Here is a 15616-nt window from a genome sequence, read left to right on the forward strand (position 1 = left end):
GCTATGTCGCTAGTATTGCCGTTTCCCTATCTCACAAAACCCAATTATGAAAATTTGAAGCTGAAGTTTACGTGTTCTTGTTTTTTGTAATCTTTCGCACATGAAAGTCCTTCAAAATATTTAAACCGGCACGGATAATCATCATAATGCTGCCAGCCAGGAAAAATGAAATGGAAACCACCTGACTGACATCTGTCAAAAATAAAATGCTTCCTATTAAATATAAAACGCCCAGTAACAGATCATTGAAGAAGGATAAAACCTGATAGCGATGTTCAATAATCATTTGGTAATTGCCCATCTCTATTTGTACGTCTTCCTGCTGTTCTCTCACGAGCTTTTTTATCTTCATTAAATAACACCCCCGTTTTTGTTTTCCACGATCGATATCATTCATTCATCTTTAGACATGACGAAATATGGAAGGTGTATTTTTACCTTAAGAAAAGTTATCAAGCATTAACGAAACCAGCAAGCCAAGAGCTGCAATAAATCCTGTCATCGGACCGCTGTCTTCATAAGCTTCCGGCATCATGGTAGACGCTACCATTGCAATAATCGCCCCGCCTGCAAAGCCCGCAATTACGGACATCACCTCTTTTGAAGCACCATCCAGGAACACGAATCCGATCAAGGAAGCCAGGCTGGAGATCACGAAAACCAAAATCCATAATAAAATAATTTTCTTTTTCGAATAACCGCTTTTTTCCATACCTGAAGAGCTGGAAAGGCCTTCAGGAAAATTACTTATAAATATAGCTGCAACCAAAAGAAAGCTCACGGACTGTTCTTCAATCAGGCTCGCACCAATCATAATGGATTCCGGTATGGCATCCATGATCGTACCGATGAAAAGAACCATTCCCCCTGTGGTAGCGGCTTTATGGCCTGACCTTTTCCGATTCTGTGCGCCTTTGTTGGAAATCATAATATCAAAAAGGGTAAATGTAATTGCGCCTGCAACAAACCCAATACTAGTTGGAAATAATCCGCCATTATGTACGGATTCGCCCAGAAGTTCATAAGCTGCCGCACCGATTAATACACCAGTACCAAACGCCATTATGTAACCGATCATTTTTTTGCTGATAGGTAAAAACATGGCCGCCAATGCCCCTAATAAAACTGCTGAACCTGACACCCCACCCCATATTGCAGCAATCCACATGGTTATCCTCTCCCTTCTGATTTGGCTCCCGTTTTGTTTGGTAATCTAGTATTTCCGTTTAGACATGCAAAAAACCAATTTTAGCGGATTCACTATATATCATGTCAGAAAGTACAAAAAAAAGAGCAGGACCTGTAAGGTTCTGTTCTTTTTCCTATTTTTTATCTAATTGATTTTAATGCACCGCTCCAGACGACCACTTGGTCAAGCATTCCATTCACATTATCTAGATGAAGATCCTGCGGTTTGAAGTCTGTTCCATTTTCAAAGTCAGTAAATAATGAAAGCGTTGGGTGTGTTCGAACGTCTGCAATCATCAGTTCTCCCATTATTCCGCGCAAATGTTCAGCAGCGCGTGCACCGCCGGTTGAACCATAGCTTACAATACCGGCCGCTTTATTGTTCCAGGCTTCACGGGCAAGATCAAGGGCATTTTTTAATGCTCCTGTAATACTGTGGTTGTATTCTTGAACGATAAACACAAACCCATCCAGGCTTGCAAGCTTCTCATTCCAAGCTACAATTCCCGGTGCGTCCGCTTCACCTAAAAATGGCAATTTGAAGTCTGCAATATCTACGATTTCATAATTCGCATCTCCGCGTTTATCCGCAATTTCTTTTACCCATTCCCCAACCTGCGGGCTGACTCTTCCTTGACGTGTGCTTCCTAAAATAATCCCAATATTTAATTTCTCGCTCATTGTTTCTTCCTCCTTTGTTTTTCTTCCAAATAAATTTTTTAAAAATCCCATATCTTACACCACCTGGTTACATGTATTAAATTTGCAAAAGAATTCGATTTCCTGAAGGATCTGAGGTAATAAATTGATTATTTTCTTTTGTTACAGCTGCGCCAATTTTTCTCAAATTCGCGATTACCCTATTTCTTGCTGCCTCATTATCCAGAATGAGTGTATAGGTTTGAAGGCCGGCACTGTTTTCACTAGGTGCAGGTGCACCCACTCCATTCCAAGTGTTCAAGCCAATATGGTGATGATATTTGCCGGTGGATATAAACAAAGCCTGATTTCCATAGCGGCTGACCACATCAAAACCAAATCCCTTTGTATAAAACTCCTCCGTTTTCTCCAGCTCAGACACATGTAAGTGGATATGCCCCATTACCGTTCTGCTCGGCAGGCCCTTCCATAACTGCTGTTTACCCATGGAAAGCAAGTCTGGAAAGTTCAAAGGATCTACTGCCATTTCCACTTCGTCGTTATTCCAGTGCCACTCTGAAGGCTCACGGTCAATATAGATTTCAATGCCATTGCCATCTGGATCTGATAAATAAAGAGCTTCACTGACAAGATGGTCAGAAGATCCAAACCGCAAGCCAATTTCCATGAAATGCTGAACAATTTCAGCCAAATCAGAGCGCTTAGGAAGCAGCAGGGCGTAGTGATACAAGCCAGTCGTTCTACCCATCTTAGGTTCAACATTTTCAGGCTGCTCAATGGATAACAAAATCGTTTTGCCATCAGCAGTCAATTGAGCTGTTCTTTCCGTTTGTTCTAATACTTTAAAGCCGATTACTTCCTTATAAAAAGCCAAAGAGCGTTCCAGATCTTGCACCTTCAGATTGACCTGGGCCACAAAGGTGTTTGGTTTAGTATGAAAATTCATATGAATTCCTCCTGCCCCTTAGATTTCCTTAGACTGAAAAAATTTGTTTTCCAGAGACAGTGCAGATTCCTTAGCCAATACAAAATATATGGATGCAGCCAGTAAAATTAAATCCAATTCATAGCCTGCCATTTGGCCGTTCCCCAGAAGTCCAGCAGGAAGCTTGGCAGTAAAAATAGCTCCCAACAAAATAATGGCAAACAGTACAGAAACAATTTTTGTACCAATTCCCAGTATCACCGCGATACCCCCTACCAACTCGATCATCCCGACCACATAGGCCATAAAACCTGGTATGCCAAGGCTATCAAAAAAACCAGCCGTATTACTAATGCCTCCCTGGAATTTTGATAATCCATGGATAAAGAAAATAAATCCCAACACTACACGCAAAATAAATTTGCCTATTTCATTTTTGTTCATGTGTTCCTCTCCTTATTCCCTGTTGTTAGTTACTTACTTTATGTAAGTTAGTATATTACTGTTATTAAATTACGTCAAGTAATTATTTTATAAAAAGTGATTTAATTATTTTCTGTTTATGTCTATAATAAAAGATAAGGAGTGATACTTATGGATAAGTCGCTAATTTGTCCTAGATTTGAAAAAGCCATCAGTTTATTGAGCCAGCGCTGGACTGGATTAATTATTTATCAATTACTCAACGGACCGCAGCGGTTCTGCAATATTGAATCCTCTATCGGGATTAGCGGCAAAGTCCTTTCAGATCGGTTAAAGGATTTGGAGAATGAGGGTATCGTAAAACGAGATGTCTACCCGGAAACACCTGTAAGAATCGAATATTCCTTAACGAAAAAGGGCTTGGCAATGGAACCGCTCATGAAAGAGATAGAAAAATGGTCGCAAACCTGGTTAGAGGCATAATTCAGTTTTAAATAGAAATTAAAAGGGCAATAGTTTATGCAAACTATCGCCCTTTTTTATTTGTCTACACAAAAAAGAGGCTGTCTCAAAAGGTTTTTGCACCCTGTTGATTGGAGTAGAAGGGGCGAGACTCCTGCGGGAGAAGCGAGTCAGCGGGAGACCCCGCAGGTGCGAATGCACCGAGGAGGCTCCCGGACCGCCCGCGTTTGCTGAGTCCCTGGAGCGGAATTCAACAGGCCAATTTTATAGAGGAAAAAAAGAGGGTGCCCGAAAGTTATGCTTTTGGGACACCCTCTTCACATTTTTATTTTTCATGTATCTTTGAAATATATTGCTTTACGACTTCATACACATAATCCTGATTTGCTTCAGCGGTATTCGGATTATATTGGCCGCCATTTGTCTTATTATTGGATAGAACTCGTATCCCTAAAAATGGGACATCATATGCTTTGGCAATTTGGGCTGCTGCGGCACCTTCCATTTCCTCGACAGATGTACCGTAGTTTTCATGGAACCAGTTAATTCGGTCAACTTCATTATTCCATACGTCAGCTGAACCGATTGTCCCTTTTACAACCTTGCCTTTTGTGTATTTATCTTTAACTGCATTGGCAGCTGCAAGCAGATCTGCATCGCCTTCATAGTAACGTGCCTTTTCAGCGTTTGGATCTTCTCCGGCGCTTCCTTCAGAAGCCATTAAGTCCATCGGAATCCAATTTGTAGGTTCGATCCCTTCGTTTTCTTCCAAATGACCTGTTTTTAATGAACCGATATTTGTTGTTCTTTCTCCTAAAACAATATCAAAAACATTTAAGCTCGGATCATGTCCCCCAGAGGTACCCTGGTTGATGATTGCGATTGGATCATATTTTTCAATCGCAACTGCTGTAGCAGCTGCTGTATTTTCCATACCCTTGCCTGTTTTAGCAACAATAACAGGATACTTGTCAAGTTTCCCAATGTAAAACACGAACGTTCCAGATTTTTCAACTTTCACTTTATCTAATCTTTGAGCAAATTTTTCAGCTTCGATTGGCATTGGCCCTTGAATAAGAATTGGTCTTTGAGCACTTTCGGCCTCTGTTTCAAATTGTGGTGCAGAAGCGCAGCCAGTAAGCAAAGTTGCAAACATAACCGCAATTACTGCAAATAAAGTAAGATTCTTTTTCATCAATGATCTCTCCCCTTCTCTAGTTGTTTGATATACTCGGATTTATGCCATAGAAAAAGGCCTGGAAAAGCAGAACAACTTCTACCTTCCAGACCTGTGAGTTAAAGTAATGTATGTAAATCAAACTAAGGATCAGTTCCATATACTTTAACCCGTAGTCCGGTTCTTTCATCGGGAACCAGGTAGAAACGCTCAGACCATATTACCGAGCATATACGAGTGATGAAATTTAAATTATTACTATGCAAATATAACAAACTCACAAACGAAATACAACCAATATATGAATATTTAATACAAATCCACTATACAATGTTCGTATTTTGGTGATTTCACAAGAAAAAAGACTCTGCATATTATAGAAAGCGCTCCTAGTTTAAAAAAGATAAGAAACCGTTTATAATAAGGCTTTTTTGCTATTAAAAGGCTTCCCTTTGATGGAGAAGTCTGTTTTTGGAAATGCTCTAAGCGGCTAACTGCGCGTTTTTCAGCGCATTTTTCACAAAAATATCTCTGTTTCACTTTTATTTGCAACTTCGTCCGTTTTATTAGCATGTTTCCTGTTTTATTAGCAACTTTCTTTTTTTATTAGCAAGTTTCACTTTTTATTAGCAACTTTACTGAAGACCCCTTAACCATGCAAAAAATTCAAGGCCCCCAGATGAACTCTGGGGGCCCTAGTCATTATGCTGCTTTTTCAGCTTCCGAAGATTGTGAAGTGCTGCTTTTTAATAATCCAACCGCATATCCAATCAAACCACCTGCAATAGCAGGGACAATCCAGCCCAATCCGACATCATATAATGGAAGGATGGAACCAAATAGTTCGTTAATTGGTGCAAAACTTATTCCTGCAGCATTCAATCCATCAAACATACTTACTACAAATGTGAATAGCATGCTTCCCTGATAGACCTCTTTCTTTCCTTTAAATAGCGGATGCAAAAAGGTCAGTGCCATCAAAGCGATTGCTAACGGATAAATACCTACTAAAACTGGAACAGAAATGGCAATTAACTGGCTTAAACCAAAGTTGGCTAAAACCGCACTGAAAATGGATAAAACAATGACAAAAGATTTGTAAGAAACGCCTGGCATCAATTTATTGAAGTAAGAAGAACAAGCCGTAATTAGCCCGACACTTGTCGTTAAACATGCTCCAAATACGATTAAACTTAGAAGTATGGCACCGAAAGAGCCAAAATAATGTGTGGAGGCACCGGATAGGACAGCACCGCCGTTATCTAATAGGCCAAGCCCACTCACACTTGACGCTCCGATAAAGGAAAGGGAAGTATAGATAATCGCTAAAAGGCCTGCTGCAATCACACCTGCTTTAGCAATGGCAACCATGATATCCTTCTTGGTTGCAGCCCCTTTGTCTTTTACTGCATTTACAACGATAATCCCGAATACGAAAGCAGCAAGGGCATCCATTGTAAGGTAGCCTTCCTGGAATCCTTTGAAGAACGCACCGCTTACATAGTTTTCAGCTGGAGCCTGAAATGATCCCATAGGATTAATAAAAGCTGCACCAATTAGAACGGCAATAACAATCAGCAGCATTGGTGTTAAGAATTTTCCTATAATATCCACAATGCTGGAAGATTTTAATGAAAAATAAACCGTAATTCCAAAAAAGAGAAGGGAAAAGATTATTAATCCAATAACGCTGCTTCCTTCAGAAATATATGGTTTAATTCCAATTTCAAATGAAACAGTAGCTGTTCTTGGAATGGCAAATAGCGGTCCAATTGATAAGTAAAGCGCTACGGTAAAACCTAATCCAAATAGTGGATGAACCCGGCCCGCCAATGATTGCAAATCACTTTTTCCGGAAAAGCCAAGTGCCAGAATCCCTAGTAATGGCAATCCAACCCCTGTTATGATAAAACCGGCATTTGCAGACCAAATATTAGTACCTGCCGATTGGCCAAGCATGGCTGGAAAAATTAAGTTTCCTGCCCCGAAAAATAAGGCAAACAGCATAAAACCAACTGCGACTATATACGAAAAAGGTATTTTACTGCTCATTTAGACTCCTCCTATTACTCTGCTTTTAATCGTTAATTTCCATTTATTTAACAATCTATCAAATTGAAATCTTCTGAAAAATTATTGCAAAGTAATTATATTTTTTATTTTTTGTTACGTAATATATTGCATAACCCAAGATAACACATCAAACATACTTATGCAATATATCGCACAAAAGTTTTTGTCGAATTATGCGATATATTGAATTTTCCTAGATTCTTCTATATACTAAATTTATAATCTATTGGAAATAACTTTAAATTAGCAGATAAAAAGTAATTTATAATGAAATAAAGAGGTGTTTACAGCTATGCCGATTCCTTCCAACTATTCATCACCTACACGTATATCAGCAAAAGAGCGTGCATTCTCCCAGATTCAGGAATGGATTATTGACGGGACTCTGCAGCCGAAAGAAAAATTGAATGATGCCGATCTTGCCAAGGCATTGGGCGTCAGCCGCACACCCATTCGGGAAGCTCTTCAATTGCTTAACGTCCAGGGGTTTGTCGAAATGTTTCCTGGTGTTGGAACGCAAGTCACCTCGGTAAATCCAGAAGACATAAGCAAAATTCTGCCTCCATTAGGTGTATTGCAAGCGCTTGCTGCCGAAATGGCTGCGCCAGTTATCAGCCAGCAAACCATCGATATACTTCGGGACATCAATCATAAATTCTCACAAGCCCTTAATGTAGGCGATACCTTTTCTGCTCTGAAGCAGGATGAGCAGTTCCATAACATTATTATTGAACTTGCACAAAACCCATATATTTCGAATACTGTTTCCATGCTTCAAGCACATGTCATGCGGCTGTATTATAATAAAACGATTATTTTAAAAACCCGCTCAATTGCAGAGCATGAAGAGATTCTGAAGGCTTTTGAGCAAAGAGACAAAAACAAAGCCGGTGAAATTGCACGGACAAACTGGCTTCGGGCAATCGATGAGTTTTATTCAGAAGACAAGTAGAAGGAATCAGCGATAGCTGGTTTCTTTTTTATTCCTGTCATTTATTAAAGACACAAAAAAGCAGCCGGAAAACTGGCTGCTCTTCATATGCCTAAATAATCTCTTATTCCATTGCTAGCTATGATAAATAATCTCATCAATAATCCCATATTCCTTTGCTTCTTCGGCACTCATGAAATAATCGCGGTCCGTATCCCGGGCCACTTTTTCCAGTGGCTGGCCGGTCCTCTCAGCAATAATGCTGTTAATATGCTCTCTCAGTTTGATAATCCGCCGTGCAGAAATTTCAATTTCGGTTGCCTGCCCCCTTACCCCGCCAAGCGGCTGGTGAATCATGATTTCAGAGTTAGGAAGGCTATAGCGCTTCCCTTTCTTTCCTGCCAAAAGCAGCATTGCACCGAAGGAGGCTGCCATCCCTGTGCAGATGGTTCTCACGTCCGGCTTGATATATTGAATCGTATCAAATATGGCAAACCCGGCAGTGGTAGAACCTCCTGGACTATTAATATATAAAGAAATATCCTTATCCGGGGAATCGGCTGCCAGAAAAAGCAGCTGGGCAATGACACTGTTTGCCACCCCATCGTTTATTTCTTCACCGATCATAATGATCCTGTCTTTAAGCAGCCGGGAGTAAATATCGTAAGATCGCTCTCCCCGGCTGGACTGCTCAATTACATATGGTATAGCTGTCACCTGTATCCCTCCTGTTCTTAGCGGATTTATGCCGCCATACAGAGAGTGTTTGAAGGAGCCTGTTTAACGGAAAGAACAGGCTTCGATACGGCCTGGCTTTTCAAGGAATGCAGGGCTGGAATGGCTTTAAGAAGGATAGATGGGTCTTCTGTGGCCAATGATTCTTGCAGTAGTTGGGACACCTTCACTTCTTCCTCAATGGCAAAAGTTACTTTTCTCTCATCTGTTTCCGGATGATTAAGCTGCTTCCGTGCACGGTTAAGCGAGGATTTTACTGCAAATTCGGTTGTCTGCATTATTTCGGCAATTTCCTTTGACTTGTATTGAAAGCCTTCTTTTAATGCAAAAATAACAGCCTGCTTCAATGTTAGTTGACTTAGGAGTTGTTCCACTAAACCACTATTTTTCCGCTCGCTAACCTTTGCTTCCTCTTCCGGTTCCTCTACAAGCTGTTCCCGCTTTCGTTTTCTGACAGTATCCATCCAGCAATTATATGCAATCTTTTTTAAAAGAGCCTGATTGATACTGCATGGCTTATAGGCACAGAATGCACGGACGATAGCCTCTTGGGCAATGTCATCTCCGTCCCACTGGTTTTGTGCCAGAAACCGTCCATAACGCTGAAGGGAAGGATATAAACTGGCAATACGGATATTCTCAGCCTGCTTATCGTCACATCCTGATTGAACCGGAATTTCCCCCTGCTTCATAAACCTGCTCACTCCTTTACACATCTCTGCTCTTATAACGGATAAAACAAACAAAAAGATACGGGCAACTGCAATTTTTTATAAGTTTATTCTAAGCTTATCTGTTTTTATACAGATTTGTGGTGTCTGGGTACCTATTTTCGCAGAATTTGGGCTGCTCAGGAAATCTTTTAGCCCAATTTAATCCTTATTTTAAGGCGTGAATCGTTTTATTTGCCAATTTTTAATAATATTTTCATAGCCTGCCCGGGACCTGCTTCTGAAAGACAGATATCAGCACCTCTGCCTATTTTATCAGCAACTAGGCCTTTTATCGTTAACTTTCACTTTATATCATCAACTTCGCTAAAAGTATCATCAACTAATTCCACAGCAAATAAAAAGCCCCAATCCTATAGGAATTGAGGCTTCATAATTAAATGATCCGTGTTGAAACAATGCCCTCGATTTGATTGATCTGATTCAACAAACCAGGAATGACATCGCCATTCACTTTATTATCAATATCAATCATTGTATAGGCGTATTCCCCGCGGCTTCTGTTCACCATGTCCGCGATGTTAAGCTGGTAGCTTGAAATTGCCAGTGTGATTTGACCAACCATGTTCGGGACATTTTTATGAAAAGCGGTTACGCGGCGCTTGCCTGTATAAGGAAGAGCAGCGTTTGGAAAGTTCACCGAGTTCTTAACATTACCTGTTTCAAGAAAATGCTTCACCTGACGTGCTGCCATCACAGCGCAGTTTTCCTCAGATTCTTGTGTAGACGCACCTAAATGCGGGATCGCGACTGCATTTTTCATTTTCAGCACATTTCCATTCGGAAAGTCTGTGATATACTTGCCAACTTTTCCACTTTCAAGGGCAGCTGCCATATCGGCTTCATTCACAAGCTCACCGCGGGAGAAATTTAAAATATGAACGCCTTTCTTCATCATGCTGAATGTGTTTTCGTTAAACATTTCTCTTGTGTCATCTGTTAGCGGAACGTGCACTGTGATATAGTCAGACTCCGCGAATACTTGCTCAATTGTCATTGCACGCTGAACATTGCGGGACAAGTTCCAGGCCGTATCAACCGAAATAAACGGATCAAAGCCGACTACATCCATATCAAGATCAAGCGCATCATTCGCTACAAGCGCCCCGATTGCACCCAAGCCAATAACACCAAGTGTTTTGCCCTTAATTTCTTTTCCGACAAATTGCTTCTTCCCTGCTTCCACAAGCTTTGGAATTTGATCGCCTTCGTTCTCTAACGTTTTGGTCCATGCAATTCCGGCAAACAGATTGCGGGATGAAGCCATCAATGAGGTTAGCACCATTTCTTTTACAGCATTTGCATTCGCTCCTGGCGTATTAAAAACAACAATGCCCTGCTCTGTGCATTTTTCGACCGGAATATTATTCACTCCGGCACCAGCGCGTGCGATTGCTTTTAATCGATCGCCAAATTCCATTGAATGCATGTTAAAGCTGCGAAGAACAATTGCATCAGGGTTATCGCTCTCATTATCGATTGTAAAATGGTCCTTGTTAAATACATCAAGGCCGCTTTTTGCAATTGCGTTTAACGTTTTAATAGTCTTCACTTTGTCTAAAGTCATGGTACTCACTGGATTCTCCCCTTTTCTAAATAGCTTTGTCAGATTTTAAACAGAAAGAGGCAAGGGGTAGAATCCCTTACCTCTGCCCAGGCGAACGGCTTCGACACTATGTGCTCCCTCACGGTAATCCGTGTCTCGCCAGTCACACATAGCCTTTTCAGTTTTATAAATCTTATCAAAGTCTTCAGAAAACTTCAACCCTTTAAAGCGCTTACATAATTAAAAAATTTTTTTTATTTTCCGGTCGTTATATTTACTATATTTAGATTATATTTAACTCTTTTTGTACACTATGCTTATAATCTATATTTCACTGGTCGAAGTTAGGGCTTCTATGTTTCAAATATAAACATTAATCCGCCCCATGACTTCATCTGGCGTTTCTTCATATCCGTGAGGAAAATCCTCGGTCAGTGAATCGAAACCCGGAAAGCTTTAAAGCCTATTTCAGGTAACAGCGCAATATCTTTCTCCCGTTCAACGGCACTAGTCATACTCTTTAGTTCCCTTCATCGGCTCTTTCTCCCATCCAACGGCCCTATTCACACTCTTTAGTTCCCTTCGCCAGCTCTTTCTCCCCTACAACGGTCCTATTCACACTCTTTAGTCCCTTTCATCGGCTCTTTCTCCCCTCCAACGGCACTATCCGCACATAAATAATTTTTTCCGCATATAAAAACGCGCTGCTCGGCACATAAATCTTAAGCTGCTGGCCAGGGAGGAATTTTCTAAATAAATATAGGTCACATGGAGAAATGATTAAAAATAGAAGTTCGAATAAATATATAAATATAAAAGCCGTAACAAATTACCTTTTTAGACCATCATTTTGGAGTTTTAATTTACCAGTTAACCGGAAATAAAAGCTTCGTATATTGTGGAGATCGTCACTATTAGATTTTTTTATTTGCCTTTACAACAGACTCCGATTTATATTCATAAGTTCCTGAATACTCAACAATCCCAATCTCGCACCCTGGGCCAATTTTTACATGATGTCCCCTTACAGCATCTGCTTTTGTATTTTCGAGGTAAATGTCATCCCCTTCAATGATTTTCGCTTCAAGCCTGCCGCCTTTGCCAAATGAAAAGAAAGGAATGCTTGGATTCTTTTTAATGATGATTTTTCCGCCGACAATTTCTTCTGCCTTATTAACACTAAAACGCAGGCCAATGTCCATTGTTCCGGCATTTAAAACTCCGCCAACCTCAAAGCCGCCCTGCAAGGAAAGCGTTTCAGCCTCGAGATTTCCGCCAGTAGTAATCATTCCTTTAATATCGGCCTTCTCTCCTTTAAATCCGCTTCCGATATCAATGGTTCCGCGCACCTTCGTTTGATGGACATACGCATTCCCGCCAGAAGACAACGTACCAATTACCTTAAACCCTCGCCATGGAGATTTTCTTTTACGCTTGTTTCTCCGAAAACATGGAATTTGTTAAATTTGATGCTGCCCTTCAGTTCACTTGAACCGAATACCATCAGCTGATCGCATTCCACATCATCAAGGATTGCGCCTTCTCCCCTAATGGCCATTTTTCGATAACTGCCGCCAGATGTGCTGCCAGAACCATTGATGCTGATATTCCTGATTTCAGCCACAAGGACATCCTCCTTCCTATATTTTGCGGGATTCTTTAACCAGCGTACCCGGTTGGCAATCATATTCACCTGAATATTCAACCAGCCCAATCTCGCAATTTTTCCCGATTTTCACATTTTTCCCCCTTACGATAGAAGCCACTGTTCCTTCCAGTTCTATTTCATCGCCTTCAATAACCTCTGCCTCAAGCTTCAATGGAAAAATGGATTTAATTAATTTGAATAAGCTTTCTTTATGCTGTACTACTTTTATATTCCTGCCGCCAATCTCTTTCGCTCTGCTGTCTCCAAATAACTTTATATCAATTGTCTCAGCATTCAATAAACCTGCTACTGAAAAGGCACCCTCCGCACGGAAGATTTCCGTTTCACAATCTCCTTCAATAGATACCTTTCCATTCACAGTCATTTCATCGCATTTTACGGATCCGCCTATAGATGACTTTCCAGATACTTCCATCACTTTACTGCTGATCGCTTCAGCTATGGAGGCAGAACCATTGATAATGAGTTCCTCCGCTTTTACTGCTCCATTGATCTTGGCTGCGCCACTAATCTTAGCCTTCCCCGTTTTTACGTTCCCATGGATTGTACCGGTACCGTTACAATAGAACTTTACACATTCTGTATCTCCATTTACCGTTCCCTTCCCATTTAACTCAACCTTTTCAAATGAACCTCCATTTGACGACCCAATTCCGTTGATCACCAAATTGCCTAATGTTTTTGTATTCACTATTCTTCCTCCTACATCCATTTTGATTTTAATTCTTCTGCACTTTGCCCTACTGATAAAGTTGTGACAACTTTTGTCCCTTTTTCAAAGTACAGCTCTTCACCCTTAACAGAAAATAAACAGCTGGAAATACCCAGCTTGCGAATAAAATAAATAACCGTATTTGGCTGATGAACTATTTTCTGGTGATCGTTTAATAGCTGCAGAAGCATTTTCCCTTCCTCTAAATGAATATCGCCTGATTCCAGCAAGGCAGAAAGAATATATAGACTCATAAGGTGATGAAAATCAAATTCATTCATATCTCCTTGATGTTCCAGAAAAATATTCAAAACTGGTTCGGATGCAATACCTTTAGCCATAATATCCGCCCTTTTCATCCTGAGGTTGGCGGTACTGGGTGAAAACATATCGGCTAATTCATCCAGCGAAAGGGTATCCTTCATTTTCTGTATTTTTTCGATCCGCTCAAGGATTTTCTCTTTTGGAAAAAAAGTCTCTTGCCCCGTAAAGGTGGATTTCCTGACAAACCAATCCTCGGGAATCAAGTTTTTCCTTTTCCAGCGATAAAGTTGCCCGTAAGAAATGCCCGTTAATTCCAGCACATCTTTTTTAGAAATTAATTCCTCGTTCAAATTATAGGACTCCTTTCTGTTGAACCAATTGTAACATAACACTGTTACATTACGAAACGGAATTTTTTCTTGCTATCTCGATTGTTTTCGACAAAACCGCGATGTCGCCACATATATTTACTCGATTTTCATTCCTTTTAACAGAACAGTGTTCTACTCAACCCAATAAAAAATGTCCGGCTCTCTAAGAACCAGACACTTTTTCATTCATATACTTTTAATGCTTGATACTGTTTGCCAAGATACTGATAGTTTTGCTTCCGGTACATCTCCTTTGGGGTATCTTGCCCGTCTGCGACCAGTATAACCGTTTTATCATGGAATTGATCCATCACAAATTTCTGCAGACGGCTGCCAATGCCTTTTTTCTGGAAGTCTTCATGGACCATTAAACCATCGATTTCAGCTGTATGGTCTTTTAAAATGACATCGACAGATCCAGCCGGTTTACCTTGGTAAAACGCAAGGATTTGCTGAATGCTTTGATTTTTATAGTTCCGTAAATGTTGGCTCTGCTTCTTTTCAGCATATTCCTCTCCATAAACCGAATCATGTTCATACTGAAATTTTGAATAAGCATTCCATGTTTCCTCTGTTACATTACCAACACCGATTTCAGGATTTTCTTTCACAGCAGGAAAATCCTCCGGCTGTATAGCAAAAAGCTCAAGAAATCCGATTGAATAATCTTCATCTTTCTGAAAGAAATCCATTAACTCCTGTAAGAGCGGTTCTCCTTCCGGAAAATAAAACCAAACATGCTTTTGGCCATGTTCTTGATGATAGGCTCTTAGATAATCTTGAGCTTCAATGAATTCCTTAATGGTCGGCATTTTTTTAAAACTGATAAAATTGCTGTCATACTGCAGCAGCATTTCGGGATTATGATGATGAATGTAACATTCAGTTTCCAAAATGGTCTTGCCAGGTTTATAAATATCTTTAAATGTTATATTTCCCATACGTTTCTCCTTAAAAAAAAGCCTACTCTATTTTAATTTTGCAAGTATTTGTATTCACGATCTGTTATCAGCACCCCATGGCAGCGCTTTAATCTTTCTTTTAATTCATCAGGTGTACTCTTGTTATCATAGGCACATAATGAAATAATGCCTTTTTCAGGTACCATCTTATCTAACTTCTTTTCATACTCTTCTATTTTCGGAATGTATTCCTTCACATTACCCCATTCCACAAGTACCCATGTAAACACCGCTGCACCGCTTTCCAGATAGGGCTGGACATTTTTTATGAAATAGTTAATAACGGTTTCCGGATTAAAATTACCATTGGAATAATAGAAATCAAAGTTATTAGCAAAATGGACTCTGGCGCATTCAGCCTTGCTTAAATGCTTATCCAATTCTTTTTTTATATGTGGAAGATTTCGGTCATTTTCCACAAACATCACATGACCTCCGTTTTCAACTCCTGCCACAATATAGGTAACCGCATTTTGAAGGTAACAATCTATCTGATCATAGTGATAAAGAATATGACCGCTGTTCGTCTTTTTCAAATCATCTATCAAATCTACTAATAACTCGCTCATCTATAAAACTCCTTAAACTTCCATGATAGTATTTAATAAATGATAACCTGGTACCCTAAAACAGTGTAAGAGTATATTATACAGGAAAACGATTCGAATTATTCCCCATATTATTCCATATGCTGTCTAAATAACTTCCATTTTCCAGATTCCATTTTAAAAACTTCCATGGCCAAAGCAGTGCCACTTTTTCGCCGGATAAATAAAATTTTACAATG

At 40.1% G+C, this 15616-nt stretch carries 18 protein-coding genes and 2 riboswitches; of the genes, 2 read left to right on the forward strand and 16 right to left on the reverse strand.

Features of this window, described 5'->3' with window-relative positions; all coding sequences use genetic code 11:
* Window positions 1-67 precede the first annotated feature (67 nt).
* The 5 genes from IQ19_RS02980 to IQ19_RS03000 all read right to left on the reverse strand — a co-directional run bounded on the left by IQ19_RS02980 (window position 68) and on the right by IQ19_RS03000 (window position 3217).
* The gene (locus tag IQ19_RS02980) at window positions 68-352 is read right to left on the reverse strand and encodes a YrhK family protein (RefSeq protein ID WP_144539677.1); all 285 of its coding nucleotides are present in this window, start codon (window positions 350-352) and stop codon (window positions 68-70) included.
* 87 nt (window positions 353-439) lie between these two features.
* Window positions 440-1168: a ZIP family metal transporter gene (locus IQ19_RS02985; protein ID WP_144539679.1), complete on the reverse strand. Its 729-nt coding sequence runs from the start codon at window positions 1166-1168 to the stop codon at window positions 440-442.
* 161 nt (window positions 1169-1329) lie between these two features.
* A complete protein-coding gene (locus tag IQ19_RS02990) occupies window positions 1330-1920 on the reverse strand; it encodes an NADPH-dependent FMN reductase (RefSeq protein WP_144539681.1) in 591 nt (196 codons plus the stop codon).
* A gap of 25 nt (window positions 1921-1945) precedes the next feature.
* Window positions 1946-2794 carry a VOC family protein gene (locus IQ19_RS02995; RefSeq protein WP_144539683.1) on the reverse strand — a complete coding sequence of 283 codons (849 nt, stop codon included), beginning with the start codon at window positions 2792-2794 and terminating at the stop codon, window positions 1946-1948.
* Window positions 2795-2812: 18 nt separating this feature from the next.
* Window positions 2813-3217 (reverse strand): DoxX family protein, encoded by a 405-nt coding sequence (locus tag IQ19_RS03000; RefSeq protein WP_144539685.1) that lies wholly within the window; start codon window positions 3215-3217, stop codon window positions 2813-2815.
* 150 nt (window positions 3218-3367) lie between these two features.
* On the opposite strand from IQ19_RS03000, the gene IQ19_RS03005 reads away from it, so the two are divergent.
* Window positions 3368-3679, forward strand: a complete 312-nt coding sequence (locus tag IQ19_RS03005) for a winged helix-turn-helix transcriptional regulator (RefSeq protein WP_144539687.1) — start codon at window positions 3368-3370, stop codon at window positions 3677-3679.
* Window positions 3680-3983: 304 nt separating this feature from the next.
* Here the strand turns inward: IQ19_RS03005 and IQ19_RS03010 are convergent, their stop codons facing one another.
* Both IQ19_RS03010 and brnQ read right to left on the reverse strand, forming a co-directional pair.
* Window positions 3984-4853 (reverse strand): 5'-methylthioadenosine/S-adenosylhomocysteine nucleosidase, encoded by an 870-nt coding sequence (locus IQ19_RS03010; RefSeq protein ID WP_144539689.1) that lies wholly within the window; start codon window positions 4851-4853, stop codon window positions 3984-3986.
* A gap of 135 nt (window positions 4854-4988) precedes the next feature.
* Window positions 4989-5092: riboswitch (purine riboswitch) on the reverse strand.
* Between the two features lie 445 nt (window positions 5093-5537).
* Complete coding sequence (gene brnQ / locus IQ19_RS03015) at window positions 5538-6887, reverse strand: branched-chain amino acid transport system II carrier protein (RefSeq protein ID WP_144539691.1); 1350 nt, start codon at window positions 6885-6887, stop codon at window positions 5538-5540.
* A 313-nt stretch (window positions 6888-7200) separates the two neighbouring features.
* Here brnQ and IQ19_RS03020 point away from each other — a divergent pair, with 313 nt between their 5' ends.
* The gene (locus IQ19_RS03020; RefSeq protein WP_144539693.1) at window positions 7201-7860 is read left to right on the forward strand and encodes a GntR family transcriptional regulator; all 660 of its coding nucleotides are present in this window, start codon (window positions 7201-7203) and stop codon (window positions 7858-7860) included.
* A 114-nt stretch (window positions 7861-7974) separates the two neighbouring features.
* Here IQ19_RS03020 and clpP read toward each other — a convergent pair whose 3' ends face one another.
* From clpP to IQ19_RS03060, 9 genes are all read right to left on the reverse strand, one after another.
* Window positions 7975-8556 (reverse strand): ATP-dependent Clp endopeptidase proteolytic subunit ClpP, encoded by a 582-nt coding sequence (gene clpP / locus IQ19_RS03025; protein WP_110065075.1) that lies wholly within the window; start codon window positions 8554-8556, stop codon window positions 7975-7977.
* A 26-nt stretch (window positions 8557-8582) separates the two neighbouring features.
* A complete protein-coding gene (locus tag IQ19_RS03030; RefSeq protein ID WP_144539695.1) occupies window positions 8583-9266 on the reverse strand; it encodes a sigma factor-like helix-turn-helix DNA-binding protein in 684 nt (227 codons plus the stop codon).
* A 415-nt stretch (window positions 9267-9681) separates the two neighbouring features.
* Complete coding sequence (locus IQ19_RS03035) at window positions 9682-10881, reverse strand: phosphoglycerate dehydrogenase (RefSeq protein ID WP_144539697.1); 1200 nt, start codon at window positions 10879-10881, stop codon at window positions 9682-9684.
* A 68-nt stretch (window positions 10882-10949) separates the two neighbouring features.
* Window positions 10950-11028, reverse strand: a riboswitch (ZMP/ZTP riboswitch).
* A 737-nt stretch (window positions 11029-11765) separates the two neighbouring features.
* The gene (locus IQ19_RS03040) at window positions 11766-12239 is read right to left on the reverse strand and encodes a hypothetical protein (RefSeq protein WP_242020875.1); all 474 of its coding nucleotides are present in this window, start codon (window positions 12237-12239) and stop codon (window positions 11766-11768) included.
* An 8-nt stretch (window positions 12240-12247) separates the two neighbouring features.
* Window positions 12248-12475 (reverse strand): hypothetical protein, encoded by a 228-nt coding sequence (locus IQ19_RS28375; RefSeq protein ID WP_242020876.1) that lies wholly within the window; start codon window positions 12473-12475, stop codon window positions 12248-12250.
* A gap of 16 nt (window positions 12476-12491) precedes the next feature.
* Complete coding sequence (locus IQ19_RS03045; RefSeq protein ID WP_242020877.1) at window positions 12492-13211, reverse strand: polymer-forming cytoskeletal protein; 720 nt, start codon at window positions 13209-13211, stop codon at window positions 12492-12494.
* A gap of 11 nt (window positions 13212-13222) precedes the next feature.
* The gene (locus IQ19_RS03050; RefSeq protein ID WP_144539701.1) at window positions 13223-13846 is read right to left on the reverse strand and encodes a YhbD family protein; all 624 of its coding nucleotides are present in this window, start codon (window positions 13844-13846) and stop codon (window positions 13223-13225) included.
* A 203-nt stretch (window positions 13847-14049) separates the two neighbouring features.
* On the reverse strand, window positions 14050-14808 hold the full coding sequence (locus IQ19_RS03055) for a GNAT family N-acetyltransferase (RefSeq protein ID WP_144539703.1): 759 nt from the start codon (window positions 14806-14808) through the stop codon (window positions 14050-14052).
* Window positions 14809-14840: 32 nt separating this feature from the next.
* Window positions 14841-15398 carry an MEDS domain-containing protein gene (locus IQ19_RS03060; protein WP_144539705.1) on the reverse strand — a complete coding sequence of 186 codons (558 nt, stop codon included), beginning with the start codon at window positions 15396-15398 and terminating at the stop codon, window positions 14841-14843.
* Window positions 15399-15616: the final 218 nt, after the last annotated feature.

The sequence above is a fragment of the Cytobacillus oceanisediminis genome (genome assembly GCF_007830235.1).
Classification (GTDB): Bacteria; Bacillota; Bacilli; order Bacillales; family Cytobacillaceae; genus Cytobacillus; species Cytobacillus oceanisediminis.

Coding starts and splice junctions, on each gene's coding strand:
- IQ19_RS02980 (WP_144539677.1), bottom strand. CDS start 352: ATGAAGATAAAAAAGCTCGTGAGAGAACAGCAGGAAGACGTACAAATA.
- IQ19_RS02985 (WP_144539679.1), bottom strand. CDS start 1,168: ATGTGGATTGCTGCAATATGGGGTGGGGTGTCAGGTTCAGCAGTTTTA.
- IQ19_RS02990 (WP_144539681.1), bottom strand. CDS start 1,920: ATGGGATTTTTAAAAAATTTATTTGGAAGAAAAACAAAGGAGGAAGAA.
- IQ19_RS02995 (WP_144539683.1), bottom strand. CDS start 2,794: ATGAATTTTCATACTAAACCAAACACCTTTGTGGCCCAGGTCAATCTG.
- IQ19_RS03000 (WP_144539685.1), bottom strand. CDS start 3,217: ATGAACAAAAATGAAATAGGCAAATTTATTTTGCGTGTAGTGTTGGGA.
- IQ19_RS03005 (WP_144539687.1), top strand. CDS start 3,368: ATGGATAAGTCGCTAATTTGTCCTAGATTTGAAAAAGCCATCAGTTTA.
- IQ19_RS03010 (WP_144539689.1), bottom strand. CDS start 4,853: ATGAAAAAGAATCTTACTTTATTTGCAGTAATTGCGGTTATGTTTGCA.
- brnQ (WP_144539691.1), bottom strand. CDS start 6,887: ATGAGCAGTAAAATACCTTTTTCGTATATAGTCGCAGTTGGTTTTATG.
- IQ19_RS03020 (WP_144539693.1), top strand. CDS start 7,201: ATGCCGATTCCTTCCAACTATTCATCACCTACACGTATATCAGCAAAA.
- IQ19_RS03030 (WP_144539695.1), bottom strand. CDS start 9,266: ATGAAGCAGGGGGAAATTCCGGTTCAATCAGGATGTGACGATAAGCAG.
- IQ19_RS03055 (WP_144539703.1), bottom strand. CDS start 14,808: ATGGGAAATATAACATTTAAAGATATTTATAAACCTGGCAAGACCATT.
- IQ19_RS03060 (WP_144539705.1), bottom strand. CDS start 15,398: ATGAGCGAGTTATTAGTAGATTTGATAGATGATTTGAAAAAGACGAAC.